Raw genomic sequence first — 25,380 nt, 5'->3', positions numbered from 1 at the left:
GGCGCAGTTCACAGTGGGCCGTCGTCGGGATCCGATGGTGGGCCGTGGGACACATTTGAGTATGCCGAGGCCGCCGTGACTTTGACCCCGTTTGGCCGGTTCAAACCCGCCCGCGAAGAGCATGGGGGCTGGCGTTAAACCTGGCTGTCCAGTTGGGCCCGCCGTTTCGACGCCCATTCCGCCATGGGGAATCCGGGCTTGAAGCCACACGCCGATAACACCAGCACCGCGTGCGGGACCACAGCCAATCCGTAATCACACGTCCAGCGCGGATTGCTCATGGTCCATACCAGGACACCGTCTGACAGCGTAGCGAAGTACCTGAGTCGCATGGGCGTCGATCTGCCGGCCCGGCTCACTCCGACGGCATCGCCACGGCAGTGGGACACGTCGCGGAACCCGTTCCAGACCACATCGTGGACGTTCAGGACATTCGTGTAGACATCGACCGACTCTGCGTACGGCAGCGGACCGGTGACGTTATAAGCCGCCTCGGCGTGGTCCGACGAGCCGTCAGGCCGCAGCGGGGAACCTTTGAACAGCAGCGCCGCCGAGCACTCGGGTGGAACGGCGCTGGTGAAGTAGCTGTCGCCGACGCGAGACTGGGTTACCTGGCCGAACGGAGCGCGATCCCCGTCCTGCAGCAGCAGGTCGCGCGCCCTCGCCGGCTTGGCGGATGTGGGCAGCCCGGACGACCGGTCGGTAGCACGCATCGCGCGGCCCGCTACCGACTCGGTGCAAGCAGCCAGGGCCAACACCACCACAAGGACCAAGCTCGCCCCCGCCCAACCCCTACAGCCAGGGCGCCCAAGACATGCCATTTCGCGATCGTACGGGAAGTCGCTTCAGCGGGCGCACAGGTCAGGCCGGTATCGAGCCAGCAACGAGCGCACCGTGTCCATGGCGGCCACGGCGCGGTCCTTATCCACTGCTTGGATCGCCATCACCGGGATGTACTCGTCGTCGGCCAGGTCGATCCGCGCCCACCGGCTACCGCCGGGAAACGACACACCGATCACTTCAGACCACCCAACGATCCTGTCACCCAACAGATTCCGCACCGAAAGCCCGGCAGAACCCACCCGCAGCCGCGGCCGCGCGAACAGTAGCACCGCCCCGGCGAGGACCAGCCCCAGGGCACCCATTGCCACCTGATCAGCGGTCTGGAAGACCACGCCACTGGACCCGACCTTGAGCAGCAGGCCCCCCGCGACGTGCGCTACCGCGATCAGAAACGCTGCAGCGTAGGCAAATAACGGCGTCCAGTGAGGACGCAACACGACGTCCCAGTCGTTCGGTGCGGCGGTCACGAGTGAGCGCGCAGCTCGCGCAGGGTCAACGCGGTGGCCAGGGCTGCCACAGTCGCCTGGGCGCCCTTGTCCTCGGCCGACGTCGGTAGCCCCGCCCGATCCAGCGCCTGCTCCTCGGTGTTGGTGGTCAGCACGCCGTTGGCGATCGGCGTCGAGGAATCCAGCGATACCCGGGTCAGTCCCTGGGTTACCGCATCGCACACGTAGTCGAAATGTGGTGTCTGACCGCGGATCACGACGCCAAGTGCGACGACGGCATCATGATTGCGGGCCAATTCCTGCGCCACCACCGGAATCTCGATCGCGCCGAGCACCCGAACCACAGTCGGGTCATCGAGGCCACACCCGGCGGCCACCTTGCGGGCGCCGTCCAACAGCGCGTCGCAGATCTTTCCGTGCCAGCTGCTGGCGACAATCGCCAGCCGCACACCAGACGCATCCAGCGACGGCAGATCCGGCACCCCGGCGCCACCCTTCACAAGGCACCGCCGAATTCTCCGGGCAGATGCACGGATTCGTGAAAATCGTCCAACCCAGCCAAGTCGTGCCCCAATTTGTCACGCTTGGTCATCAGGTAACGGATGTTCTCCGCGTTGGCCCGCACCGGCAGCGGCACGCGCTCGATGATGTGCAATCCGTATCCATCCAGTCCCACCCGCTTGGCCGGGTTGTTGGTCAGCAGCCTCATCGAACGTACCCCAAGATCGACCAGGATCTGTGCGCCGATCCCGTAATCCCTTGCGTCGGCAGGTAGTCCAAGCTTGAGATTGGCGTCAACGGTGTCGGCACCGGCGTCCTGCAGTTGGTAGGCCTGCAGTTTGTGCATCAGGCCGATGCCGCGGCCCTCGTGGCCACGCATGTACAGCACCACGCCGCGCCCCTCACGGGCGACCATCGCCAGCGCGGCGTCCAGCTGAGGCCCGCAATCGCAGCGGCGTGACCCAAACACATCGCCGGTCAAGCACTCCGAATGCACCCGGACCAGCACGTCGTCACCGTCGGCGTTGGGCCCGGCGATCTCGCCGCGGACCAGCGCGACATGTTCCACGTCCTCGTAGATGCTGGTGTAGCCGATGGCGCGAAACTCCCCATGACGAGTCGGAATCCGCGCCTCGGCGACCCGCTCAATGTGCTTCTCGTGCTTGCGCCGCCATTCGATCAAGTCAGCAATGGTGATCAGCGCCAGACCGTGCTCATCGGCGAACACCCGCAATTCATCGGTGTGCGCCATCGAGCCCTCATCTTTTTGGCTGACGATCTCGCAAATCGCCCCCGCGGGTTGCAGCCCGGCCATCCGGGCCAGGTCCACGGCGGCCTCGGTGTGGCCGGGCCGGCGCAGAACCCCACCATCCTTGGCCCGCAAGGGGACCACGTGACCGGGGCGGGTGAAATCGTCGGCCACACTGGTCGGATCGGCCAGCAACCGCATGGTGGTAGCCCGATCGGACGCCGAAATGCCAGTTCCAATGCCATTCCGTGCATCGACTGTGACGGTGTATGCCGTCCCGTGCTTGTCCTGGTTCACCGCGTACATGGGCAACAGGCCCAGCCGGTCGCAGATGGCACCGTCCAGCGGAACGCACAGGTATCCGGAAGTGTAGCGGACCATGAAGGCCACCATCTCCGGCGTTGCCTTCTCGGCGGCGAAGATCAGGTCACCCTCGTTCTCCCGGTCTTCGTCGTCGATGACGATGACGGCCTTACCCGCCGCAATGTCGGCAACCGCCCGCTCGACGGAGTCCAACCTCGTCATCTTTGCTACCTAGCTGTCAGGCCTGGCCGCACGCGAAGCCCACGTGTTCCATTCAGTATGAACCATTGAGCCAGGCGGTATTGCCGTGACCAAGTGCGACAGGATCAATGGTTCTTACCGCGGGCGGCGACTTTCCAGCGATCAATCAGGGTTGCGTCGCGCACCACGGCGACATCATCTACGAGGTTGGTGGTCAGGCACACGTGGTTGGGAATCACCCGCAGACGTGTTCCCACCGGCGGGAGCGGGGCGTCGTCGGGCCAGACAACGGTGGCGTGATGCTCCGACAGCGCCGCGATGCGCGCATCGGCGTGGTCGATCAGACGGCCGAACCCAGTCGCCCAGGCCGGACGATCGCTGCCGAGAATCTTGCTACCGCAGTCAAGGACAATTCGGCGCAAGCCGGACCTGCAGTCCTGGCGGCTCACTACGGTGGCGGCAACGGTCAGCGCGATGTCCGCCGGCGCGCAGCGCCCGAGTTCCAGTTGCTGGGCGTCACCGAGCACATAGACGCCGGGACGTCTCGGAGGCCCCGTCCGCGGCGGTGAGCAATGCGGTGGGAGTGGACCCACCGCTGCGGCAGCTGATCGGGAAGCCCACCGCGACCAGCGCGTTCGCCGCGTCGTTGAGAGCGCGCCGCTCTTGCTCGCCGGCTTCACCGGGTTTACCTGGCGCATAACTGTGACCGGGGAAGGTGAACACCCCCACCAGGTGAAGCCCAGCCTCACCGACGGCGTGGGCGACCTCCAACACTTGTTCGGCACGGACGCCGCTGCGGTGATGGCCACTGTCGATTTCGATGAGAACATCGATCGCGCCAGCGGCGTCTGCGAGCCGTGCGCCGGTGTTCGAAGCGCCCTCGGCGGTGCCCGCACCGACAGCGATGCGAGCGCGGTCAGCCAGCTGACGGAGCCGGTCGGCTTGGCGTGTGCCGATCCACAATGGGTAGGTGATGAATACGTCGTCGGCGCCGTGGTCGACGAATACCTCGACTTCCCCGATGGTGGCCACCGTCAGGCCGCGCGCCCGCGCGGAGTTGCATATGGGCGATCTCAGGCAGCTTGTGCGTCTTCACGTGGGGACGCAGGGCGATCCCTTTCGCGGCGACGGCGGAACTCATTCGCCCGATGTTGCGGTCAAGGATGTCGCGGTCGATCAGCACGTCGGGCGTATCGATCTCGTCCGGAATGCAAGACATGGGGCTCCCTCCCTCGGCGAGCGATGTCAGCCGGCGCTCCGCATTAACCGCTCAACATACTTTGCGACTACGTCGACTTCGAGGTTCACCCGGGTTCCCACCGCAGCGGACCCCAGCGTGGTCAGCTCCCGGGTCGTCGGGATCAGCGAGACCTCAAACCAGTCCCGCTGTTCGGCGCCGAGCCCGGAGACCGTCAGAGAAATCCCGTCGACGGTGATCGAGCCCTTTTCGACGACATAGCGAGCCACCGAAGCCGGCATCTCGATGCGCACCACTTCCCAGTGCTCGGAGGGACAACGAGCCACGATTTCACCGGTGGCGTCCACATGTCCCTGCACGATGTGCCCGCCGAGCCGGCTGCCCAGCGCCGCGGCGCGTTCCAGGTTCACCCGGCTGCCGGGCCGTAGCTCACCCAGGTTGGACCGGTTCAGTGTCTCGGCCATCACGTCGGCGGTGAATTGGCCGTCGGGCAATACATCGACGACCGTCAGACACACGCCGTTGACAGCGATCGAGTCGCCGTGGCCGGCGTCGGCGGTAACCATCGGACCGCGGATGGTCAGCCGCGCCGCATCGACCAGGGCCTCACGCCCGGTCACTTCTCCGCGTTCCTCAACAATTCCGGTGAACATCGCACCAGGTTAGGCAGCAATCCCGCGGACCCGCACCCCACTCGCCGACCGGCCAACTCACAGACACCCTCTACGATGCAGGGTATGCGGACCCCCAGACGCCACTGCCGTCGCATCGCCGTCCTCGCCGCCGTTAGCATCGCCGCCACTGTCGTTGCCGGCTGCTCGTCGGGCTCGAAGCCAAGCGGCGGACCACTTCCGGACGCGAAGCCGCTGGTCGAGGAGGCCACCGCGCAGACCAAGGCTCTCAAGAGCGCGCACATGGTGCTGACGGTCAACGGCAAGATCCCGGGACTGTCTCTGAAGACGCTGAGCGGCGATCTCACCACCAACCCCACCGCCGCGACGGGAAACGTCAAGCTCACGCTGGGTGGGTCTGATATCGATGCCGACTTCGTGGTGTTCGACGGGATCCTGTACGCCACCCTGACGCCCAACCAGTGGAGCGATTTCGGTCCCGCCGCCGACATCTACGACCCCGCCCAGGTGCTGAATCCGGATACCGGCCTGGCCAACGTGCTGGCGAATTTCGCCGACGCAAAAGCCGAAGGGCGGGATACCATCAACGGCCAGAACACCATCCGCATCAGCGGGAAGGTATCGGCACAGGCGGTGAACCAGATAGCGCCGCCGTTCAACGCGACGCAGCCGGTGCCGGCGACCGTCTGGATTCAGGAGACCGGCGATCATCAACTGGCACAGGCCCAGTTGGACCGCGGCTCGGGCAATTCCGTCCAGATGACCTTGTCGAAATGGGGCGAGAAGGTCCAGGTCACGAAGCCCCCGGTGAGCTGATCAGCATGCGAGCAGGACGTCGAGTCGCGATTAGCGCGGGCAGCCTGGCAGTACTGCTGGGCGCCCTGGACACCTATGTCGTGGTCACCATCATGCGCGACATCATGAACAGCGTTGGTATACCGATCAACCAACTCCACCGGATCACCTGGATCGTCACGATGTACCTCCTGGGCTACATCGCCGCCATGCCGTTGCTGGGCCGGGCTTCCGACCGATTCGGGCGCAAGCTGATGCTGCAGGTCAGCCTGGCCGGGTTCATCATCGGCTCGGTAGTGACCGCGCTGGCCGGGCATTTTGGCGATTTCCACATGCTGATCGCGGGCCGCACGATCCAGGGTGTTGCCAGCGGCGCGCTATTGCCGATCACGCTGGCGCTGGGCGCCGATTTGTGGTCGCAGCGCAACCGCGCCGGCGTGCTCGGCGGTATCGGCGCCGCGCAGGAGCTCGGCAGCGTTCTGGGCCCGTTGTACGGAATCTTCATCGTTTGGCTATTGCACGACTGGCGTGACGTGTTCTGGATCAACGTCCCGTTGACCGCGATCGCCATGGTAATGATCCACTTCAGCCTGCCCTCACACGACCGCAGCACGGAGCCCGAGCGAGTCGACCTGGTCGGTGGTCTGCTGCTGGCACTCGCGTTGGGCCTCGCCGTCATCGGGCTGTACAACCCCAATCCCGACGGCAAACACGTACTGCCGGACTACGGGGCTCCGTTGCTGGTCGGCGCTCTCGTTGCCGCGGTGGCGTTCTTCGGTTGGGAACGTTTCGCTCGCACCCGGCTGATCGACCCGGCCGGTGTGCACTTCCGGCCGTTCCTGTCCGCGCTGGGTGCCTCCGTCGCCGCCGGCGCGGCGCTGATGGTGACGCTGGTTGATGTCGAGCTGTTCGGCCAGGGCGTGCTGCAGATGGACCAGGCTCAGGCGGCCGGAATGCTGCTGTGGTTCCTTATCGCCCTACCGATCGGGGCAGTGACGGGCGGGTGGATCGCCACCAGGGCCGGTGACCGTGCGGTGGCCTTTGCCGGACTGCTTATTGCGGCGTACGGTTACTGGCTTATTTCCCACTGGCCGGTGGACCTGTTGGCCGATCGGCACAACATCCTCGGATTGTTCACCGTGCCGGCGATGCACACCGACCTGGTGGTGGCTGGTTTAGGGTTGGGGCTGGTGATCGGGCCGCTATCGTCGGCCACCCTACGGGTTGTCCCGTCGGCCCAGCACGGCATCGCTTCGGCGGCGGTGGTGGTCGCCCGGATGACCGGCATGTTGATCGGCGTGGCCGCGCTGAGCGCCTGGGGGTTGTACCGGTTCAACCAGATCCTGGCGGGGTTGTCGGCGGCCATCCCGCCCAACGCCAGCCTGCTCGAGCGCGCGGCCGCAATTGGAGCCCGGTACCAGCAGGCGTTCGCGCTGATGTACGGCGAGATATTCACCATCACCGCGATCGTGTGCGTGTTCGGCGCGGTGCTAGGTCTGTTGATCAGCGGCCGCAAGGAACATGCCGATGAACCGGAAGTCCAGGAGCAACCGACCCTGGCGCCCCAAGTGGAGCCGCTCTAACGAGCCACCAAGCTCAGCAACAGATCCGGTCCGACCTTTTCGACGCTGTCGAACTGCCAACGCAACGCGTTGGTGATGTTGGACACCCCGACGTCATCGACCGCGGTAACCGGACCGCCCAACAGGATCGGTGCGACGTAGGCCAGGATCCGGTTGATCGCACCCGCTCGTAGGAAGGCGCCGGCGAGGGTGGGACCTCCTTCCAGCAGCACGTCGGTGCGATCCGACAACGCCCTGAGCACCTCCATAGGTTCGTGGGTGCGGATCATCATGGTGCGTGCCTCGTCGTTGAGGACCCGTGCTTCCGGCGGTATGTCGCGCTTGCCCACCACCACGCGCAGCGGCTGCTGCGGCGCCAGCGAGCCGTCGGCCAGCCGCGCGGTCAGGGCCGGGTCGTCGGCGAGGACGGTGCCGGTGCCGACCAAGATCGCGTCGGCGATGGCGCGGCGGCGATGCAGATCCAGGCGTGCGGCCTCGCTGGAGATCCACTGGCTGGAGCCGTCGGCGGCGGCGCTGCGGCCGTCGATGCTGGTGGCGTACTTCCAGGTGACATGCGGCAGACCGGTGCGTTGCTTGTGGAGCCACTCCCGCAGCGGTCCGGCCGCCACCTGTTCAGCCAACACCCCGGACCGCACCTGTAGGCCCGCTGCTGACAGCCGGCCCGCGCCACCCCCAGCGATCCCGTTCGGGTCGGCGACGGCGTAGACCACCGTCCCCACCCTGGCTTCGATCAGAGCGTTCACGCATGGCGGAGTCTTGCCGTAGTGGTTACAGGGTTCCATGGTGACCACCACGATGGCGCCGGTAGCCAATCCGCCGGCCCGGCGCAGCGCCACCACCTCGGCATGATCGCCACCGGCCGGCTCGGTGCCGCCGGCGCCGACGATCCGACCGTTGGGATCCACAATGACGGCCCCCACTGGGGGGTTTGGATAAGTCGTGCCTTTGACCTGGTAGGAGTGCTCGATGGCGAGACCCATAGCCTCGTCGATGCTCTTGACCTGCTCCACGTTCATAGGCTCAGGTGGAGTGAGGCGGCACCGGCCTGTCGCCGTAGTGCCGCAACCGCCGCGGCCGGGTCATCGGCGCCGTACACCGCCGATCCGGCGACAAAGCAGTCGACGCCGGCCTCGGCAGCCTGCTCAATCGTGTCGTCGTTGATGCCGCCGTCGATCTCGACCAGGATCGTCAGCTCGCCCGCGTCGACCATCTTGCGCACCGCACGCACCTTGCTCAGCACCTCGGGAATGAACCGCTGGCCACCGAAGCCAGGCTCTACCGACATGACGAGCAGGGTGTCGAAATGGGGCAGGATGTCCAGGTATGGCTCCAGCGGGGTCCCCGGCTTCACGCTGATCCCGGCTTTGGCCCCCGCGGCCCGGATATCGCGGGCCACGCCGACCGGGTTGTCGGTGGCCTCCGCGTGGAAGGTGACGTTGTAGGCGCCCGCCTCGGCATACGGCGGAGCCCACCGGTCCGGGTTGTCGATCATTAGATGGCAATCCATCGGGATGTCGGTGACCGCCAGCAGGCTCTCCACCACCGGCAGGCCGATGGTCAGGTTTGGCACGAAGTGACCGTCCATCACGTCTACATGCAACCAGTCGGCGCCGTTGACCGCGGCCGCTTCGTCCGCGAGTCTGGCGAAATCAGCGGCTAGGATCGACGGCGCTATCAGCGGTCCCCCCGTGCTACCGGCCATGAGCGAACACATTACTGAGCCGCTGCGGCGAACCTCACGTCAGGCGGCGCAACGCCGCGGCGAACATGGCGTCGGTACCGTGCCGGTGCGGCCACAGCTGAACGTGGGGCCCCTCCCCCAGCCCCGCGAGCACCGGCTCGAACAGTGGGCGGGTATCGAGCGCGTGAACCGGATGTCGGCGTAGCGCGTCGGCGACAGCACCCACAGTCTCGGCCAGGTGCGGCGAGCATGTGGCATAGAGCACGACACCGCCGGGCCGAGTCAGCGCGATGGCGGCGCTCAACAACTCGCGTTGTAGCTTGGCCAGTGCCGCTACGTCCGCCGGCTGACGACGCCAACGGGCCTCCGGCCGACGGCGTAACGCGCCCAGCCCGGTGCAGGGCGCATCCACCAGCACCCGGTCGAAACCCGGGTCGAGGTCGGTGTGCCGCCCGTCGACACGCAAGAGCTCAACCGGCAGCCCGCGGGTGTTCTGTGCTACCAGGTCCGCGCGGTGTGGCGAGGGTTCCACCGCGGTCACCCGGGCTGCGCACTGCAAACCCAGCCCGGCCAACAGCGCGGTCTTGCCGCCCGGTCCGGCACACAGGTCCAGCCACCGTCCGGTATCGCCGTCGACTGGCGCCAGGGTCAATGCTCGGGCGACTAACTGGCTGCCCTCGTCCTGGACCAGCGCTTGGCCGTCGCGCACCGGCGCCAGTCGCCCCGGGTCACCGCGCGGCAGATACACCGCAAACGGCGAATACCGACCGACGGTTCCGCGCACCGCGCGGGCCAGTTCGCCGGCGGTCAGCACCCCGGGGCGTGCCGCCAGGTGCACCGCTGGCCGTTCGTCGTCGCTGGCCAAAACTGCCTCGAGCTCCCCGACCGCCGCGCCCAACGCGTCAGCAAAGGCCTGGGCGATCCATCGGGGATGCGCATGCACGAACGCGGCATGCCCGATCGGATCGTTCTGCGCATCAGGAGCGAGTTCGCCAACCCAGGACCGCTCGTCTCGGCCGGCGATCGTTCGTAGTACACCGTTGACGAAACCTGCTCGCGCCGAATCGAATTCGATTCCGGCCTGCTCGACGGTGGTCGACACTGCGGCGTGTGCGTCGACCCGCGTGCGCAGCAATTGGTAGGTGCCGAGCCGCAACAGGTCTAGCAGCACCGGATCGATCGCCTGCGGCGAACGCTCGGCGGCCGCACCGATGACCGCGTCGAGCAGGCCGCGGGCTCGGCAGGTGCCGTATGTCAGCTCGGTGGCGAACGCGGCGTCGCGACCGCCGATACCGCGTTGGGCCAGCAGCGCGGGCAACACCAGGTTCGCGTAGGCGTCGCGCGCACTAACCGCCCGCAGCGTCTCGAAGGCCGCACGACGCGCCGGGTCCAGCGGCCGGCGGCGCGGCCCACGCGATCTAGGGGTCATGTTGCCCGTGCGGCCAGGTCCAGCCGTGCGCCCCGCGCCCAGTCGGCCGCGTTCATGAGTTTCTTGCCGGGCGGCTGAATCTGGCCCAGCCGCACCGGTTCCGAGCCGGTGCCGATCCACACGCTCGTGCGTTCCACGTGGATTCCACCGGGCGGCAAGGGCTTCGATGGCCGGTGAGCGGCGTCGAGGTGCACCGGTCCAAGTTTGACCCGTAAGTCACCGATGAGCGTCCAGGCGCCGGGGTTGGGAGTGACGGCGCGGATCCGCCGCTCCACGACCGCCGCCGGCAAGTCCCATCGCACCCGGGCATTCGCTACGGTGATTTTCGGCGCCACGCTGACCCCGTCTGCCGGTTGCGGCCGCGGCGTCAGCCGCTGATCGGCGATGCCATCCAGCGTGGTCGATAGCAGCGCTGCCCCCGATACCGCCAGTCGCTTAAGTAGATCGCCCGCGGTGTCGGTCGGCTGGATCACCTCGGTGACGACACCGTATATCGGTCCCGAGTCCAGGCTTGGCTCAATCTGGAACGTCGTGGCTCCGGTGATCGTGTCTCCCGCGGCGATGGCGGCCTGCACCGGCGCCGCGCCACGCCAGGCCGGCAGCAGCGAGAAGTGCAGGTTGACCCAGCCATGCGGCGGCACGGCCAGCAAGGGACCGCCGAGCAGGGCTCCGTAGGCAACCACGGCGCAGCACTCTGGCGCCAGATCCGACAGTTCGGCGACGAACTCTGCCGAGTTCGGTCGCGATGGCCGCAGCACCGGAATGCCGCGCTCTGCCGCCTCACGGGCCACCGGTGACGGCTGCGGCTTGCCCCGCCGGCCGGAGGCGGCATCCGGACGGGTCAACACGGCGATCACGTCGTGACTGGGCGATTCGATGAGCCTGCGCAGCGAGGCCAGCGCGGGTTCGGGGGTGCCGGCAAAGACAAGGCGCACGCGCCCAGTCTAAGAAGCGCCGCCGACGTGGCGTGGGCCACAATTCCGACACGCGCGATAGTTAGAGGAATACACTATTTCTGATGCATACTGTATCCGGTGGGTACGCAAGGCACGCTACTGCCCAGGCTCCCGCCGTGCCCGCGACAACGATGTCGAAGTTCGCAGCCACATCACTTACTTCTCAGGAGACCTGATGACTATCGACACACCTGCTCGCGAGGACCAAACGCTTGCGGCCACACACCGGGCGATGTGGGCCCTGGGTGACTACGCCCTGATGGCAGAAGAGGTGATGGCGCCACTCGGCCCGATCCTGGTTGCCGCCGCGGGCATCGGGCCGGGTGTTCGGGTGCTCGACGTCGCCGCTGGCTCTGGCAATATTTCGCTGCCCGCAGCCAAGACGGGTGCCACGGTCATTTCCACCGACCTGACGCCCGAGCTGCTGCAGCGGTCCCAGGCCAGGGCCGCCCAACAGGGGCTGACCCTGCAATACCAGGAAGCCAACGCGCAAGCCCTGCCGTTTGCCGACGACGAGTTCGACACGGTGATCTCAGCGATCGGCGTGATGTTCGCACCGGATCATCAGGCCGCGGCCGACGAGCTGGTCCGCGTCTGCCGGCCTGGCGGGACGATCGGTGTGATCAGCTGGACGTGCGAGGGATTCTTCGGCCGGATGCTGGCAACCATTAGGCCATACCGGCCCAGCGTGTCGGCGGATCTGCCGCCGTCGGCGTTGTGGGGACGTGAGGCCTATGTCACTGGTCTGCTGGGCGATGGAGTCACTGACCTCAAGACGGCCCGTGGCTTGTTGGAAGTGAAGCGGTTCGACACCGCCCAGGCCGTCCACGACTACTTCAAGAACAACTATGGCCCGACGATCGAGGCCTACGCGCACATCGGTGACAACGCGGTGCTGGCCGCCGAGCTCGACCGCCAGCTTGTCGAACTCGCAGCGCAATACCTGTCGGACGGTGTCATGGAATGGGAGTACCTGCTGCTCACCGCCGAAAAGCGCTGAGGCGGGCAATCCGGCCTGTGTCGGGTCGTCCCAGCACGTAACGGACGGCCCGACACGGGCTCGGCCGCTAGCTACTCGATTTCGTAGCGTGCGTCGGGCTCACCGCCCGCCTCGGTGAACGCCGTCAGGGCACGCACCAGCCCATGGCGTTCCGCCGGTGCCATCTGTTCCACGATGCGGGCGATCTCGGTGCGCCGGTGCTCGGTGACCTGACGGACGACATCTCGTCCACGCTTGGTCAGCGCCGCCAGCAGCTCCCGTCGAGAGGTGGGGTGCGGTAACCGGTCGATCAGTTCGGCGCCGACCAACCGGTCGACCATGCGGCCGGTGGCCGACGGTTGCACACCCAGCAACGTCGCCAGCGTAGCCAGGTTAATCGGACCGTGATTAGACAAAATCACCAGGGTCCGGAACTGCGGGATGGTGATGTTTTCATCGACCTGAGCGATTGAATGGGCCGAGATGGCTACCAGCAACCGGGACGCCGTCAGCAATGCATCGGTGATCACGTCCACGGATTCCTCGGCTGTCGCCGGATATTCCGTTGGCATCATTACCCCTTTCCCGGGGCCGTCCCCGGCGTCAACTTCGTCGTACACCGTGCGGGTAAGTCAGGAAAGTCTAGCATCTGACCATCGTCGACATTGATTATTTAGAACGTATACTGTTGTCTGCTGACACAATTCGGTACCAGCCTCACCCGACGTCTCGCAGGAGTTCCGATGACTGTCTACACACCCACCAGCGAGCGCCAGGCGCCGGCGACCACGCATCGGCAAATGTGGGCATTGGGCGACTACGCCGCCATCGCCGAGGAGCTGTTGGCCCCGCTTGGCCCAATCCTAGTCTCCACCAGCGGTATTCGCCGCGGCGATCGCGTGCTTGACGTGGCCGCGGGCTCGGGCAACGTATCGATCCCGGCAGCCATGGCAGGTGCCCACGTCACTGCCAGCGACCTGACGCTCGAGCTGCTGCGCCGCGCCCAGGCGCGTGCTGCGGCAGCCGGACTGGAGCTCGGCTGGCGGGAAGCCAACGCAGAAGCCCTCCCGTTTAGCGCCGGCGAATTCGATGCGGTGCTCTCGACCATCGGGGTGATGTTCGCCCCGCGTCATCAGCGCACCGCCGACGAACTGGCCCGGGTCTGCCGGCGCGGCGGCAAGATCAGCACCCTGAACTGGACCCCCGAGGGTTTCTACGGCAAATTGCTGTCCACCATCAGACCGTACCGGCCGACGCTGCCGGCGGGAGCGCCGCACGAGGTGTGGTGGGGAAGCGAGGATTACGTGAGTGGCCTGTTTCGCGACCATGTGTCCGACATCCGTACCCGGCGAGGATCGCTGACAGTGGACCGGTTCGGTTGCCCGGACGAATGTCGCGACTATTTCAAGAATTTCTACGGCCCGGCGATCAACGCCTACCGCTCCATCGCCGACAGCCCCGAGTGCGTCGCCACACTCGACGCCGAAATCACCGAACTTTGTCGCGAATACCTCTGCGACGGCGTGATGCAGTGGGAATACCTTATCTTCACCGCCCGGAAGTGTTGAGCTAGCGGTTACTCCGTTTACCCGATATGCAGCGGGTCAATCTGTACCCGAACCAGGCTACGGGTTTGCCGGGTTTGCCGCGCACTGAGCACACCGATGCCGCGCCGCAGACTCGCCGCCAACTCCAGGCCCTGCTCGCGGCACACCCGCAGCAACATCCTGATGACCGGCGCATCGGCGGGGATGCCCGCCGGGCGACGGACGCCGGGTGGCAGGTCCACCGGGCCCAGCAGATCGGCTTGGAGGCGATCCGGGTCGGGCAGCCGAGCCGCCTCCAGCAATGCCGTCACGGTGCCGGCAGGGCCGTCAAGAGCAGCGATGTGCACACTTGGCGGCAGGCCGACTTCGGTTCGGGCTGCCAGTTCGGCCTCCGCGTGACCGACCGGATCCCACCGGATCAGCGATTGCACTGTCGGAATGGACGATTCGGCGACCACGGTCACCACACCGCCCGCCCCGCGCGGCCGAACCAGGGCGGCCGCCGTCATCCAGCGCCACAGCGCGTCCTCGGCCGCGCGCAAGTCTTGACGGCCCAGCAGCGCCCAGCTATCCAGCAGCAGCGCCGCCCCATACCCGCCGGGCGCCCGGGGTTCGGCTCCTGGAGTGGCGACCACCAGGGCTGGGCCGGCGTCGAGCTGGGGCACCAGGGTGTCGCCGGCCGACGTAATCACCGCCGTACCCGGGAATGCCCGGCCGAGCTCTTCGGCAGTGCGCCGGGCCCCCACCACCACGGCACGCACCACGTCCGACCCACAGCGCACGCATCGCAGTGTCGGGTCCACCCGTCCACACCAGCGACATACCGCACCGGGCGAGCCGGCGCCTTGCAGCGATAGCGGACCCGTGCACGACCGGCAACGAGCGATCGCCCGGCAGCGCCCGCAGGCCAGCGAGGGGATGTACCCGCGCCGCGGCACCTGCACCAGCACCGGCGCCCCGGACTGCAGCGCTGAGCGCGCGGCGCGCAGCGCGATGGACGGTAGCCGTGCGGTGCGGGCGGCCGGGTCTCGCGCGTCGTCGTATCCGCTGTCGTCGAGGGCAACCACGCGAGGAGAGCGTGCACGCACCTCCGGCCGGGGTGCAACCACGTCGTGCGCCCAGCCGCTACGCACCAGCGCGTGGGCCTCGGCCGTGCGGGCGTAGCCGCCGATCAGCGCTGCGCACCGCGCCTGATGCGCCCGCAGCATCGCCACCTCACGGGCGTGCGGATAGGGTGCCCGCGGCTCAGCCAGGGAGTCGTCGGCGTCGGCCCAGACCATGACCAGGCCCAGCTCGCTCAACGGCGCGAACACCGCGCTGCGGGTGCCAATCACCAGCCGCGCGCTGCCCCGCAACGCGGCCAGCCAGCGCCGATAGCGTGCCTCCGGGCCCAGGCCGGCCGACAGTGCTACCACACTGTGCTCATCGACGAGGGCCGTCGCGGCCTGCCACAGGGTGTCCAGATCCCGCTGATCGGGCACGATCGCCAGTACCGTGCGCCCGGCACGTACGGTCTGCGCGGCAGCCTCGGCGAATCGGTCCGCCCACAGCTCGCCCGGTAGCGCCTGCCAAACGGCCCGCGCAGCGCGCGAGTCGGCCAGCGCGGCCAGGAATTGCCGACCGCGACCGTAGGCCGCCCAACCCGACGGGTCGACCGGCGCTACCACCGGCCGACCCGGGGCCGTGGTGATTTCCCGCTCCACCCGTGCGTGCCGGGCGGGCACTGCGAGCCGCAATACGTCCTGGCGGGTCCCGGCGTAGCGCGCCGCCACCGCATCGACCAACCGGCGGATCTCCGTGGTGAGCACCGGTTCGGGCGACACCACACGATCCAGCCAGCCCAGCTTGCCGTGGTGATCGCTGTCGCTGCGGCGCTCTAGGACAAACCCGTCGACCAGCCGACCGTGAAACCGCACCCGTACCCGCACCCCCGGCTGGGCATCGTCGGAGTGTTCGGCGGGCACCAAGTAGTCGAAGTCGCGGTCCAGGTGCGGCACCGACAACATCGGCAGCACCCGCGCGATCGGCTCTACTTCGACGGGCGTGCGGGCTTGACCGCGAGATCCGCTGCTAGACAACCGGTCCGCTAGCTATCCGTAGGTGCTGCGGCGTTATCAGGAACCTCGCGGCCGAAGAAGAACCCGGCCGTAATCAAGATCTCGGCTGCGGCGTAGGACCACCAGATCGGCACCGCCAACGCCTCGTTGCCGAGGATGAACCGGCCAATGCCGATCATCGAGTCCGACGCGGCAAAACACACCGCCCCGACCGCGGTCCAAATCGTCGGCAGCCGTGCCAGCAACGCGGTGCACACCATCGCCGACAGCGCGACGATGTATACCGTGACCGGGATGGTCAGGTTGTCCTTCCCCAGGTGCGGCCAGAACCACACCAGCAGCCCCGCGGACGCAACGCACATCGCCACCACGGCAGCGACCCGGCCACGCGATGGAGCCGCCTGCCGCGCCAGTGGCAGCAGGGCACCAATGAAGCACAAGTGCGCCAACAGGAATGCCCCCAAGCCGAACACGAACGCCCACGTCCACCAGGGGATCGCCAACAACCAGTCGCCGGTGGCCGACAACAGCAGCGCCGGTACCAACCACCGCCGCTCGCGGCCGATGGGATGGGCAACCGCGGCCGCGGCCAGCAGCACCGCCATCGATGCCTTGAACGCGGGCTGCAACATCGCGTGCCCGGTCAACTCGCTGCCCGGTGGCAAGCGCAATGCGATCACGGTCAAGTACACGCCGTAGGCGAGGCCCGCCCAGCCGGCGACCACCCAGCCGCCGGCCAGCAAGCGAGGTGCGTACGGTACCGGTATGCCCAGTTTGGACAACACCGCCGACGAGAAACCCGCGATCGACCCCATCCTGCTGAAGGTACTGGATGCGGTTCCGTTTCGGCTATCGATCGACGATGGGATCGAGGCCGTGCGCCAGCGGTTGCGCGATCTACCGCGCCAGCCGGTGCACCCCGAGCTGCGGGTCGTTGACCTTGCGATCGATGGACCGGCGGGGCCGATCGGGACCCGGATCTATTGGCCGCCAACGTGTCCCGATCAAGCCGAGGCGCCCGTTGTGCTGTATTTCCATGGCGGCGGATTCGTCATGGGCGACCTCGACACGCACGATGGCACCTGCCGCCAGCACGCCGTCGGCGCTGACGCGATTGTCGTGTCCGTCGACTACCGGCTGGCGCCTGAGCACCCCTACCCCGCTGCCATCGAAGATGCTTGGGCCGCAACGCGGTGGGTCGCCGAGCATGGCCGCCAGGTCGGTGCTGACCTCGGCCGCATCGCCGTCGCCGGAGATTCCGCCGGCGGCACCATCGCCGCGGTGATCGCGCAGCGAGCCCGCGATATGGGCGGCCCGCCCATTGTGTTTCAGCTGTTGTGGTATCCCTCCACTCTGTGGGACCAATCGCTGCCGTCGTTGGCCGAGAATGCCGACGCACCGATCCTCGACGTCAAGGCAATTGCCGCGTTCTCCCGTTGGTACGCAGGCGAAATCGACTTGCACAACCCGCCAGCGCCAATGGCGCCCGGCCGAGCGGAGAACCTGGCCGACCTGCCGCCGGCCTACATCGCTGTCGCCGGCTACGACCCTTTGCGCGACGACGGGATTCGGTACGGCGAGCTGCTGGCCGCCGCCGGTGTTCCCGTCGAGGTGCACAACGCCCAGACGCTGGTGCACGGCTACGTTGGCTATGCCGGTGTGGTGCCCGCCGCCACCGAGGCCACCAACCGTGGGCTGGTGGCGCTACGGGTTGTGCTACACGGATAGGCCTGGCGGTCGTACGGTAGGCCCATGACAGAGCCGACCGCCGCCCGGCCTGATATCGATCCCGTGCTGAAGATGCTGCTCGATACCTTTCCGGTGACCTTCACCGCGGCCGACGGTGTCGAAGTCGCCCGCGCGCGGCTCCGCCAGCTGAAGACACCCCCGGAGTTGCTGCCGGAGCTACGGATCGAGGAACGGACCGTTGGCTACGACGGGCTCACCGACATTCCGGTCCGCGTCTACTGGCCGCCGGTCGTTCGCGACAACCTGCCCGTGGTTGTCTACTACCACGGTGGCGGCTGGTCGCTCGGCGGTCTGGACACCCACGACCCCGTCGCCCGCGCCCACGCCGTCGGCGCGCAGGCCATCGTGGTGTCCGTCGACTACCGGCTTGCCCCGGAACATCCCTACCCGGCCGGGATCGACGACAGCTGGGCGGCATTGCGCTGGGTCGGCGAAAACGCCGCCGAACTGGGCGGTGACCCGAGCCGGATCGCCGTGGCCGGTGACTCTGCGGGCGGCAACATCTCGGCGGTCATGGCGCAGTTGGCCCGGGATGTCTGCGGACCGCCGCTGGTGTTCCAGCTGCTGTGGTACCCGACGACCATGGCCGACCTGTCGCTGCCGTCTTTCACCGAAAATGCCGATGCGCCAATCCTGGACCGTGACGTCATCGACGCGTTCCTGGCCTGGTATGTGCCGGGGCTGGACATCAGTGATCACACGATGCTGCCCACGACACTGGCCCCGGGAAACGCTGACCTGTCCGGCCTGCCTCCCGCCTTCATCGGCACCGCCGAGCATGATCCGCTGCGCGACGACGGTGCTTGCTACGCCGAATTGCTCACGGCCGCAGGGGTTTCCGTAGAGCTAAGCAACGAGCCCACCATGGTGCACGGCTACGTCAACTTCGCCCTGGTGGTGCCCGCCGCGGCCGAAGCCACCGGCCGCGGCTTGGCGGCGCTGAAGAGGGCGTTGCACGCATAACGTCGGCGGCATGCCCGGTCGGCTGAATCGCCGCCCGCCGCGGTGCCGCCCGGGCCGCACATTGTGATGTATGATATGGTGTATGAAGCGGACCAACATCTACCTCGACGAGGAGCAGACGGCAAGCCTCGACAAGTTGGCCGCGCAAGAAGGTGTTTCGCGCGCCGAGCTGATCCGCCTCCTGCTGAACCGAGCCCTCACCACCGCTGGGGACGACCTTGCATCGGACCTGCAGGCTATAAACGATTCGTTCGGCACGCTTCGCCACCTGGATCCGCCGGTGCGTCGCTCCGGTGGTCGTGAACAGCACCTTGCCCAGGTGTGGCGCGCCACCTCATGATCCTTGTCGACTCCGATGTGCTGATCGCGCATTTGCGGGGTGTCGTTGCTGCTCGCGATTGGCTTGTCAGCGCCCGCAAGGACGGACCGCTGGCGATCAGCGTGGTGTCCACCGCCGAACTCATCGGCGGAATGCGGACCGCCGAACGGCGCGAGGTGTGGCGCCTGCTTGCATCGTTTCGGGTACAGCCAGCAACCGAGGTAATCGCACGCCGCGCCGGCGACATGATGCGCCGATATCGTCGCAGCCACAACCGGATTGGACTTGGCGACTATCTGATAGCTGCTACCGCCGACGTCCAGGGCCTGCAATTGGCAACCCTCAACGTGTGGCATTTCCCCATGTTCGAGCAGCTGAAACCACCATTTGCGGTGCCGGGGCACCGACCGCGGGCATGACACCGACGACACCTCGCTGCGGCCCCCATAGTTGCATCGTGTCGCCGCTGTCCGACGGAGGTCCCAGGCCGCGGGCCGCGCGACATTAATAAACAAAGTTGCAATAAGACCGCACTCCTTGTCGAACAATTTGACAAGGTCAAGATCACCTATAACGTTTCTATAACATTACCAATGATGGCCTATATCACCTGCGCTTATGCTGCACGATCACGACAAGTCTGCTCATACCCACAGGATTCAGGGGGACGGTCATGTCGTTTTTGTTTGCACAGCCGGAAATGCTGGGCGCGGCGGCGACGGATCTGGCAAGCATCGGCTCGGCGATCAGCACGGCCAATGCTGCGGCCGCGGCCGCCACGACGCGTGTGCTGGCCGCCGGTGCCGATGAGGTGTCCGCCGCCGTGGCGGCGCTGTTTAGCGGCCACGCGCAGACCTATCAGGCGCTGAGCACTCAGGCGGCGGCGTTTCACCAGCAGATCGTGCAGACCCTCACGAGCACGGCAGGCGCGTATGCCAGCGCCGAGGCCGCCAACGTCGAGCAGCAGCTGCTGGGTGCGATCAACGCGCCGACCATGGCGCTGCTGGGGCGCCCGCTGATCGGCCACGGCGCCGACGGGGCGCCGGGGACCGGGCAGGCCGGCGGGGCCGGCGGGATCCTGTACGGCAACGGCGGCAACGGCGGGTCCGGCGCCACCGGTCAGGCCGGCGGTGCGGGCGGGGCGGCCGGGCTGATCGGCCACGGCGGGGCCGGCGGCCTGGGTGGCACCGGCGCGTCCGGTGGTGCCGGCGGGGCCGGCGGATGGCTGTGGGGCAACGGCGGGGCCGGCGGCAATGGCGGGGTCGGGGTGGCCGGCGACCCCGGTGGTGTCGGCGGTGCCGGCGGTGCCGGCGGCGCCGCCGGATTGTGGGGCAGCGGAGGGTCCGGCGGCACCGGCGGGCAAGGGGGGGTCGGTGGCGGCAAGTCCGGCGACGGCGGCACGGGGGGTATCGGCGGCGCCGGTGGCGGTGGTGGCTGGCTGCACGGCGACGGCGGCGCCGGCGGACACGGCGGGCAGGGCGGAACCGGCGTCAGCTCAGGAGGCAACGGCGGGGCCGGCGGCACCGGCGGCGACGGCCGCGGCCTGTCGGGCAGCGGCGGGGCCGGCGGGCACGGCGGGCAAACTGGGGTTGGAGGCAAAGTCGGGGAGAATAACTTCGGGGGCGCGGGCGGTGCCGGCGGTACCGGCGGGCTCATCGGCAACGGCGGTGCCGGCGGCACCGGCGGGCAAGGCGCAATTAGCGGCGCCGGCGGGGCCGGTGGCAATGCCTGGCTGATCGGCGACGGCGGTGCCGGCGGCAACGGCGGTGATATCCGTGGCCAGGGCGGCGGCGCCGGTGGAGCCGGCGGCGCTGGTGGGCAACTCATTGGCAACGGCGGCACCGGGGGGGCAGGCGGGACCGTCACCAGTCCGAACGGTCTTGGCGGTGCTGGCGGAGCCGGCGGGTCCGCCGGTCTGATTGGCCACGGCGGCACCGGCGGGGCCGGCGGGCACAGCGCCCAGGGGCCCGACGGCAATGGCGGAATTGGTGGTGCCGGCGGGGCCGGTGGCAACGGCGGACAACTCTACGGCACCGGCGGCACCGGCGGCACCGGCGGCAAGGGCGGCGACGGCTTCGGCGTGTTCGGCAAGGGCGGCGCCGGCGGGACCGGCGGGCGAGGCGGTGCCGCCGGCCTGATCGGCGACGCCGGGACCGGCGGGACCGGCGGAAAGGGCGGCACCGCCGGCGAGGACGGTACCGGCGGCAACGGCGGGACCGGCGGAAACGGTGGGGCCGCCGTCCTAATCGGCAACGGCGGGGGCGGCGGCGCCGGCGGAAACGGTGGGGCCGGCAACGATGGCACCCCCGGCAACGGCGGGGGCGGCGGCGTCGGCGGGACCGGGGGAACCCTGTTCGGCCAGCCCGGCCAACCCGGTCCGCCCGGCCAGCCCGGCCCCGCCTAACCCGACCAAACCGACGCGGGCCGCGAAACCCTGAAAAGGGCTGGTCTACCCGCGGCGCGAATATTCGCTGGGCGCAACGCCATACCAGCGTTTGAACGCATGCGAGAACGTCGAGACTTCGGTGTAGCCCAGCCGGGTGGACACCTGCTGCACCGTCAGCCCGACGTTGCGTAGCAGGTCGACGGCCACGGTGGAGCGCGCCTCGCCCAGCAAGGCCCGAAACGAAGTGCCTTCCTCGGCAAGTCGACGCCGCAGCGTCCGCGGATGCATGTCAAGTTCGCCAGCAACGTCGGTAAACGTTGGGAAAAGCCCGGAATCGCGAAACAGCTTGCTGCGCACCAAGGCCGTGATGCCACGGCGTCGCTCGTTGCGTTGCATCAGCACGTCGCATTGTGCAATACACATTTCCAACGTATGGCGGTCGGCCTGCGGCAACGGCTCGTCGAACATGGCACGCGGGAAGTGCACCCGGTTGTGCGCGCGCCCGAATGCGACGTCGTGCACCGGCACAAGCTCGAGCAACGGGCGCAACAATTCCGCGTCAACCGCCAGTTCGGCCGATACTTGATCCGCATACTTCGCGGCTAACGGAAGCGCGAAACTCGTTGTCGTCGCGATGATTCCGGCAATATCGCGCTCGATGAAGAATCCACGGACATCGGCCGGCAAGTGGCTGGCATCCAGTTCGACCAGGCAATCGTCGGCGGTTTCAAACAACGTGATGTCGACGTGCATGGTGGTCAACGCGAAATAGCGCATCGCGATGGTAAGCAGTTCGCGAAGGGTGCCACATGACATCACGGCAAACCCGAACAACCCGAAGTGGGTGAGCGCGAACCGGCTGCCTACGTCGATCCCGATACCGGCGTCGTCGGGCAATCGGGCCAGCAACCGGCGCACCGCGGTGATCTCGTCAAGCGCACCGACCACCGCGTCCGGATCGTCGAGGTCGGCCGGCTCGATCGCCGTGCCCGCCAGCACATCAGCGGTCGGCACCCCGCGCTCGTTGGCCACCTCACACAGCACCCGGGTCGCATACACCGGATGCCTCACCTCGGCCGGAGGCGGTAGATGTCCCACGAGGCTGTCCTAAACTCACAACACTTTGTCCCATAGTCTCATTTCGGGCCAGTCAGCGTCATCCATACAGTGAAGTCATGGCCACCGCCACCACCCAGCGGCCCCTGAAGGGACCGGCCAAGCGGATGAGCACCTGGACGATGACCCGGGAAGCCATCACCATCGGATTCGACGCCGGCGACGGCTTCCTGGGCCGGCTACGCGGCAGCGACATCACCCGATTTCGTTGTGCTGGCAGACGTTTTGTCTCGATCAGTCACCCCGACTACGTCGACCATGTGCTGCACGAGGCCCGCCTGAAATATGTCAAATCCGACGAATACGGACCGATCCGGGCCACCGCCGGTCTTAACTTGCTCACCGACGAGGGCGACTCATGGGCAAGACATCGCGGCGCGTTAAACTCGACCTTCGCCCGGCGCCACCTGCGCGGACTCGTCGGTCTGATGATCGACCCAATCGCCGACGTCACCGCCGCGCTGGTGCCCGGCGCGCAGTTCGACATGCACCAAAGCATGGTCGAGACGACATTGCGGGTAGTCGCCAACGCCCTGTTCAGCCAGGACTTCGGGCCGTTGGTGCAGTCCATGCACGATCTTGCGACTCGCGGCCTGCGGCGGGCGGAAAAGCTGGAGCGGCTGGGGCTGTGGGGGCTGATGCCGCGGACGGTTTACGACACGCTGATCTGGTGTATCTACTCGGGTGTTCATCTGCCGCCGCCGTTGCGGGAAATGCAAGAGATCACGCTGACCCTGGATCGCGCCATCAACTCGGTGATCGATCGGCGACTGGCCGAGCCGACTAACTCCGCGGACCTGCTCAACGTGTTGCTGAGCGCCGACGGCGGAATCTGGCCCCGCCAGCGAGTACGCGATGAAGCTCTGACGTTCATGCTCGCCGGCCACGAAACCACCGCCAACGCCATGTCCTGGTTCTGGTATCTGATGGCGCTGAACCCGCAGGCCCGCGACCACATGCTCACCGAGCTGGACGACGTGCTGGGCATGCGCCGCCCGACCGCCGACGACCTGGGCAAGCTGGCCTGGACCACCGCGTGCCTGCAGGAATCGCAACGCTACTTCTCGTCGGTGTGGATAATCGCGCGCGAGGCCGTCGATGATGACATCATCGACGGACACCGAATTCGCCGCGGCACCACCGTCGTCATCCCGATTCACCACATTCACCACGACCCGCGCTGGTGGCCCGACCCGGATAGATTCGATCCTGGCCGGTTTTTGCGGTGCCCCACGGACCGTCCTCGCTGCGCATACCTGCCGTTCGGTGGCGGCCGACGCATCTGCATCGGACAGAGCTTCGCCCTGATGGAGATGGTTTTGATGGCGGCAATCATGAGTCAACACTTCACCTTTGACCTCGCCCCTGGCTATCACGTCGAACTCGAGGCGACGCTGACCCTGCGACCCAAGCACGGAGTACACGTCATCGGGAGGAGGCGATGATGCCCGACTACCACGCACTGATCGTCGGCGCCGGGTTCTCCGGGATCGGCGCCGCAATCAAGCTCGACCGGGCGGGATTCAGCGACTACCTCGTGGTCGAAGCCGGCGACGGTGTCGGCGGGACCTGGCACTGGAACACCTATCCCGGTATCGCCGTGGATATTCCGTCCTTCTCCTATCAGTTCTCTTTCGAGCAGAGCCGGCACTGGTCGCGCACCTATGCACCCGGACACGAGCTGAAGGCCTACGCCGAACACTGCGTCGACAAATACGGCATCCGGTCGCGGATCCGGTTGAACACCAAGGTGCTTGCCGCCGAGTTCGATGACGAGCACAGCCTGTGGCGGGTGCAAACGGACCCGGGCGGCGAAATCACAGCCAGGTTCCTGATCAGCGCATGCGGCATTCTGACGGTGCCCAAACTACCCGACATCGACGGGGTGGACTCGTTTGAAGGCGTCACCATGCACACCGCACGCTGGGATCACACCCAGGACCTGACCGGCAAGCGCGTCGGGATCATCGGCACCGGGGCCTCGGCGGTGCAGGTCATTCCCGAGATGGCGCCAATTGTCTCCCACCTCACCGTTTTTCAGCGCACCCCTATTTGGTGTTTCCCCAAATTCGACGTTCCACTGCCCACAGCCGTCCGCTGGGCGATGCGGATTCCCGGCGGCAAAGCCGTCCACCGGCTGCTCAGCCAGGCCTTCGTGGAAGCAACGTTCCCCATCGCGGCGCACTACTTCGCGGTGTTTCCGTTGGCCAAGCACATGGAGTCAGCGGGACGGCGCTACCTGCGCCAACAGGTCCACGATCCGGTGGTGCGCGAGCAACTCACCCCCCGATACGCGGTGGGGTGCAAGCGGCCCGGCTTCCACAACACCTATCTGTCGACGTTCAACCGGGACAACGTGCGGCTGGTCACCGAGCCGATCGACAAGATCACACCCACTGCGGTGGCCACCACCGACGGCGCCAGCCACGAGATCGATGTGCTGGTGCTGGCGACCGGCTTCAAGGTGCTAGACACCGACAGCATCCCGACCTATGCCGTCACCGGAACTGGCGGTGCGTCCTTGAGCCGGTTCTGGGACGAGCATCGGCTGCAGGCCTATGAGGGCGTCAGCGTTCCCGGCTACCCGAACTTCTTCACCGTGTTCGGACCGTACGGCTACGTCGGGTCGTCGTACTTCGCGCTCATCGAGACGCAGGCACACCACATCATCCGGTGCCTGAAGCGAGCCCGCCGCACCGGCGCCACCCGCATCGAGGTGACCGAAGAAGCCAACGCTCGCTATTTCGCGGAGGTGATGCGCCGCCGGCACCGCCAGGTCTTCTGGCAGGACAGTTGTCGGCTGGCCAACAGCTATTACTTCGACAAGAACGGTGACGTCCCGTTGCGCCCAACCACCACGGTCGAAGCCTACTGGCGCAGCCGGCGGTTCGACCTCGGCGACTACCGCATCAGCAGCTAGCGCCGAGCAGACGCAGAATCGCACGCGG

Annotated in this window: 24 protein-coding genes and 1 pseudogene; 11 read left to right on the top strand and 14 right to left on the bottom strand. The window is 67.2% G+C overall.

The features are described from left to right. Positions 1 to 134: 134 nt before the first annotated feature. The 6 genes and pseudogenes from FF952_RS07545 to FF952_RS07520 all read right to left on the bottom strand — a co-directional run bounded on the left by FF952_RS07545 (position 135) and on the right by FF952_RS07520 (position 4,893). Positions 135 to 821, bottom strand: a complete 687-nt coding sequence (locus tag FF952_RS07545) for a hypothetical protein (RefSeq protein ID WP_003407343.1) — start codon at positions 819 to 821, stop codon at positions 135 to 137. 24 nt (positions 822 to 845) lie between these two features. Further along, complete coding sequence (locus FF952_RS07540; protein WP_003407340.1) at positions 846 to 1,310, bottom strand: PH domain-containing protein; 465 nt, start codon at positions 1,308 to 1,310, stop codon at positions 846 to 848. Next, complete coding sequence (gene ribH, locus FF952_RS07535; protein ID WP_003898872.1) at positions 1,307 to 1,789, bottom strand: 6,7-dimethyl-8-ribityllumazine synthase; 483 nt, start codon at positions 1,787 to 1,789, stop codon at positions 1,307 to 1,309. The genes FF952_RS07540 and ribH overlap by 4 nt, the downstream gene beginning before the upstream one ends. Next, positions 1,786 to 3,063 carry a bifunctional 3,4-dihydroxy-2-butanone-4-phosphate synthase/GTP cyclohydrolase II gene (locus FF952_RS07530; RefSeq protein WP_003407334.1) on the bottom strand — a complete coding sequence of 426 codons (1,278 nt, stop codon included), beginning with the start codon at positions 3,061 to 3,063 and terminating at the stop codon, positions 1,786 to 1,788. The genes ribH and FF952_RS07530 overlap by 4 nt, the downstream gene beginning before the upstream one ends. Before the next feature lie 104 nt (positions 3,064 to 3,167). Continuing rightward, positions 3,168 to 4,261 (bottom strand): annotated as a pseudogene (locus tag FF952_RS07525) (alanine racemase). Positions 4,262 to 4,287: 26 nt separating this feature from the next. Continuing rightward, complete coding sequence (locus tag FF952_RS07520; RefSeq protein ID WP_003407318.1) at positions 4,288 to 4,893, bottom strand: riboflavin synthase; 606 nt, start codon at positions 4,891 to 4,893, stop codon at positions 4,288 to 4,290. An 84-nt stretch (positions 4,894 to 4,977) separates the two neighbouring features. Between FF952_RS07520 and lprG the strand changes: the two genes are divergently transcribed. Both lprG and FF952_RS07510 read left to right on the top strand, forming a co-directional pair. Continuing rightward, positions 4,978 to 5,688: a lipoarabinomannan carrier protein LprG gene (gene lprG / locus FF952_RS07515; protein ID WP_003407315.1), complete on the top strand. Its 711-nt coding sequence runs from the start codon at positions 4,978 to 4,980 to the stop codon at positions 5,686 to 5,688. Between the two features lie 5 nt (positions 5,689 to 5,693). Beyond that, the gene (locus tag FF952_RS07510) at positions 5,694 to 7,250 is read left to right on the top strand and encodes an aminoglycoside/tetracycline transporter (RefSeq protein WP_003407310.1); all 1,557 of its coding nucleotides are present in this window, start codon (positions 5,694 to 5,696) and stop codon (positions 7,248 to 7,250) included. Here FF952_RS07510 and ribD read toward each other — a convergent pair. Genes ribD through fmt form a run of 4 tightly spaced genes read right to left on the bottom strand, consistent with a single transcriptional unit; the run spans position 7,247 to position 11,295 of the window. Continuing rightward, positions 7,247 to 8,266 (bottom strand): bifunctional diaminohydroxyphosphoribosylaminopyrimidine deaminase/5-amino-6-(5-phosphoribosylamino)uracil reductase RibD, encoded by a 1,020-nt coding sequence (ribD, locus tag FF952_RS07505; RefSeq protein ID WP_003407308.1) that lies wholly within the window; start codon positions 8,264 to 8,266, stop codon positions 7,247 to 7,249. The two genes, FF952_RS07510 and ribD, sit on opposite strands and share 4 nt — an antisense overlap. Next, the gene (gene rpe / locus FF952_RS07500; RefSeq protein WP_003904620.1) at positions 8,263 to 8,964 is read right to left on the bottom strand and encodes a ribulose-phosphate 3-epimerase; all 702 of its coding nucleotides are present in this window, start codon (positions 8,962 to 8,964) and stop codon (positions 8,263 to 8,265) included. Before rpe ends, ribD begins: the two co-directional genes overlap by 4 nt. Positions 8,965 to 8,986: 22 nt before the next feature. Beyond that, a complete protein-coding gene (locus FF952_RS07495; RefSeq protein ID WP_003407303.1) occupies positions 8,987 to 10,360 on the bottom strand; it encodes an RsmB/NOP family class I SAM-dependent RNA methyltransferase in 1,374 nt (457 codons plus the stop codon). After that, entirely contained in the window at positions 10,357 to 11,295 is a 939-nt protein-coding gene (gene fmt, locus FF952_RS07490; protein ID WP_003900336.1) for a methionyl-tRNA formyltransferase, read from the bottom strand. Before fmt ends, FF952_RS07495 begins: the two co-directional genes overlap by 4 nt. 196 nt (positions 11,296 to 11,491) lie before the next feature. Here fmt and FF952_RS07485 point away from each other — a divergent pair, with 196 nt between their 5' ends. After that, positions 11,492 to 12,316 carry a virulence-associated methyltransferase gene (locus FF952_RS07485; RefSeq protein WP_003903445.1) on the top strand — a complete coding sequence of 275 codons (825 nt, stop codon included), beginning with the start codon at positions 11,492 to 11,494 and terminating at the stop codon, positions 12,314 to 12,316. 71 nt (positions 12,317 to 12,387) lie between these two features. Here FF952_RS07485 and FF952_RS07480 read toward each other — a convergent pair whose 3' ends face one another. Beyond that, a complete protein-coding gene (locus FF952_RS07480) occupies positions 12,388 to 12,870 on the bottom strand; it encodes a MarR family transcriptional regulator (RefSeq protein ID WP_003407295.1) in 483 nt (160 codons plus the stop codon). A gap of 168 nt (positions 12,871 to 13,038) precedes the next feature. On the opposite strand from FF952_RS07480, the gene FF952_RS07475 reads away from it, so the two are divergent. Continuing rightward, positions 13,039 to 13,863 carry a class I SAM-dependent methyltransferase gene (locus FF952_RS07475; protein ID WP_003904617.1) on the top strand — a complete coding sequence of 275 codons (825 nt, stop codon included), beginning with the start codon at positions 13,039 to 13,041 and terminating at the stop codon, positions 13,861 to 13,863. Positions 13,864 to 13,880: 17 nt separating this feature from the next. On the opposite strand, the gene FF952_RS07470 is transcribed toward FF952_RS07475, so the two are convergent. Both FF952_RS07470 and FF952_RS07465 read right to left on the bottom strand, forming a co-directional pair. Continuing rightward, positions 13,881 to 15,848, bottom strand: a complete 1,968-nt coding sequence (locus tag FF952_RS07470) for a primosomal protein N' (protein ID WP_003407285.1) — start codon at positions 15,846 to 15,848, stop codon at positions 13,881 to 13,883. A gap of 80 nt (positions 15,849 to 15,928) precedes the next feature. Beyond that, complete coding sequence (locus FF952_RS07465) at positions 15,929 to 16,714, bottom strand: lysoplasmalogenase (RefSeq protein ID WP_003898862.1); 786 nt, start codon at positions 16,712 to 16,714, stop codon at positions 15,929 to 15,931. Between FF952_RS07465 and lipI the strand changes: the two genes are divergently transcribed. The 5 genes from lipI (at position 16,665) to FF952_RS07440 (ending at position 21,334) form a co-directional block, all read left to right on the top strand. After that, positions 16,665 to 17,627, top strand: a complete 963-nt coding sequence (gene lipI / locus FF952_RS07460) for an esterase LipI (protein ID WP_003407279.1) — start codon at positions 16,665 to 16,667, stop codon at positions 17,625 to 17,627. The genes FF952_RS07465 and lipI overlap by 50 nt on opposite strands. Positions 17,628 to 17,651: 24 nt before the next feature. Continuing rightward, entirely contained in the window at positions 17,652 to 18,611 is a 960-nt protein-coding gene (locus tag FF952_RS07455; protein ID WP_015631299.1) for an alpha/beta hydrolase, read from the top strand. A gap of 82 nt (positions 18,612 to 18,693) precedes the next feature. Beyond that, positions 18,694 to 18,951, top strand: a complete 258-nt coding sequence (locus tag FF952_RS07450; RefSeq protein WP_003407272.1) for a ribbon-helix-helix domain-containing protein — start codon at positions 18,694 to 18,696, stop codon at positions 18,949 to 18,951. Further along, positions 18,948 to 19,349, top strand: coding sequence for a type II toxin-antitoxin system VapC family toxin (locus tag FF952_RS07445; RefSeq protein WP_003407268.1), 402 nt, complete (start codon positions 18,948 to 18,950; stop codon positions 19,347 to 19,349). The genes FF952_RS07450 and FF952_RS07445 overlap by 4 nt, the downstream gene beginning before the upstream one ends. 254 nt (positions 19,350 to 19,603) lie before the next feature. Next, a complete protein-coding gene (locus FF952_RS07440; protein ID WP_031653809.1) occupies positions 19,604 to 21,334 on the top strand; it encodes a PE family protein in 1,731 nt (576 codons plus the stop codon). 45 nt (positions 21,335 to 21,379) lie between these two features. Here FF952_RS07440 and FF952_RS07435 read toward each other — a convergent pair whose 3' ends face one another. Then, positions 21,380 to 22,414: an AraC family transcriptional regulator gene (locus FF952_RS07435; protein WP_003407264.1), complete on the bottom strand. Its 1,035-nt coding sequence runs from the start codon at positions 22,412 to 22,414 to the stop codon at positions 21,380 to 21,382. A 77-nt stretch (positions 22,415 to 22,491) separates the two neighbouring features. Here FF952_RS07435 and FF952_RS07430 point away from each other — a divergent pair, with 77 nt between their 5' ends. Together FF952_RS07430 and FF952_RS07425 are read left to right on the top strand one after the other, a co-directional pair. Further along, positions 22,492 to 23,877 (top strand): cytochrome P450, encoded by a 1,386-nt coding sequence (locus FF952_RS07430; protein ID WP_003407260.1) that lies wholly within the window; start codon positions 22,492 to 22,494, stop codon positions 23,875 to 23,877. Then, positions 23,874 to 25,352, top strand: coding sequence for a flavin-containing monooxygenase (locus FF952_RS07425; protein WP_003407257.1), 1,479 nt, complete (start codon positions 23,874 to 23,876; stop codon positions 25,350 to 25,352). Before FF952_RS07430 ends, FF952_RS07425 begins: the two co-directional genes overlap by 4 nt. The last annotated feature ends 28 nt before the right edge of the window (positions 25,353 to 25,380 follow it).

The sequence above is a fragment of the Mycobacterium tuberculosis complex sp. N0072 genome, from assembly GCF_030323725.1.
Lineage (GTDB): Bacteria > Actinomycetota > Actinomycetes > Mycobacteriales > Mycobacteriaceae > Mycobacterium > Mycobacterium tuberculosis.
This window is presented reverse-complemented; position numbering and strand designations above follow the sequence as displayed.

What these genes read in the sequence shown, in the direction of transcription:
- FF952_RS07465 (WP_003898862.1), bottom strand. Translation starts at nt 16,714, where the DNA reads ATGGGGTCGATCGCGGGTTTCTCGTCGGCGGTGTTGTCCAAACTGGGC.
- FF952_RS07545 (WP_003407343.1), bottom strand. Translation starts at nt 821, where the DNA reads ATGGCATGTCTTGGGCGCCCTGGCTGTAGGGGTTGGGCGGGGGCGAGC.
- FF952_RS07425 (WP_003407257.1), top strand. Translation starts at nt 23,874, where the DNA reads ATGATGCCCGACTACCACGCACTGATCGTCGGCGCCGGGTTCTCCGGG.
- FF952_RS07485 (WP_003903445.1), top strand. Translation starts at nt 11,492, where the DNA reads ATGACTATCGACACACCTGCTCGCGAGGACCAAACGCTTGCGGCCACA.
- rpe (WP_003904620.1), bottom strand. Translation starts at nt 8,964, where the DNA reads ATGTGTTCGCTCATGGCCGGTAGCACGGGGGGACCGCTGATAGCGCCG.
- ribD (WP_003407308.1), bottom strand. Translation starts at nt 8,266, where the DNA reads ATGAACGTGGAGCAGGTCAAGAGCATCGACGAGGCTATGGGTCTCGCC.
- lipI (WP_003407279.1), top strand. Translation starts at nt 16,665, where the DNA reads ATGCCCAGTTTGGACAACACCGCCGACGAGAAACCCGCGATCGACCCC.
- FF952_RS07455 (WP_015631299.1), top strand. Translation starts at nt 17,652, where the DNA reads ATGACAGAGCCGACCGCCGCCCGGCCTGATATCGATCCCGTGCTGAAG.
- FF952_RS07450 (WP_003407272.1), top strand. Translation starts at nt 18,694, where the DNA reads ATGAAGCGGACCAACATCTACCTCGACGAGGAGCAGACGGCAAGCCTC.
- FF952_RS07510 (WP_003407310.1), top strand. Translation starts at nt 5,694, where the DNA reads ATGCGAGCAGGACGTCGAGTCGCGATTAGCGCGGGCAGCCTGGCAGTA.
- FF952_RS07470 (WP_003407285.1), bottom strand. Translation starts at nt 15,848, where the DNA reads ATGTTGTCGGTGCCGCACCTGGACCGCGACTTCGACTACTTGGTGCCC.
- FF952_RS07440 (WP_031653809.1), top strand. Translation starts at nt 19,604, where the DNA reads ATGTCGTTTTTGTTTGCACAGCCGGAAATGCTGGGCGCGGCGGCGACG.
- lprG (WP_003407315.1), top strand. Translation starts at nt 4,978, where the DNA reads ATGCGGACCCCCAGACGCCACTGCCGTCGCATCGCCGTCCTCGCCGCC.
- FF952_RS07480 (WP_003407295.1), bottom strand. Translation starts at nt 12,870, where the DNA reads ATGATGCCAACGGAATATCCGGCGACAGCCGAGGAATCCGTGGACGTG.
- FF952_RS07530 (WP_003407334.1), bottom strand. Translation starts at nt 3,063, where the DNA reads ATGACGAGGTTGGACTCCGTCGAGCGGGCGGTTGCCGACATTGCGGCG.
- FF952_RS07495 (WP_003407303.1), bottom strand. Translation starts at nt 10,360, where the DNA reads ATGACCCCTAGATCGCGTGGGCCGCGCCGCCGGCCGCTGGACCCGGCG.
- FF952_RS07520 (WP_003407318.1), bottom strand. Translation starts at nt 4,893, where the DNA reads ATGTTCACCGGAATTGTTGAGGAACGCGGAGAAGTGACCGGGCGTGAG.
- FF952_RS07445 (WP_003407268.1), top strand. Translation starts at nt 18,948, where the DNA reads ATGATCCTTGTCGACTCCGATGTGCTGATCGCGCATTTGCGGGGTGTC.
- FF952_RS07430 (WP_003407260.1), top strand. Translation starts at nt 22,492, where the DNA reads ATGGCCACCGCCACCACCCAGCGGCCCCTGAAGGGACCGGCCAAGCGG.
- FF952_RS07475 (WP_003904617.1), top strand. Translation starts at nt 13,039, where the DNA reads ATGACTGTCTACACACCCACCAGCGAGCGCCAGGCGCCGGCGACCACG.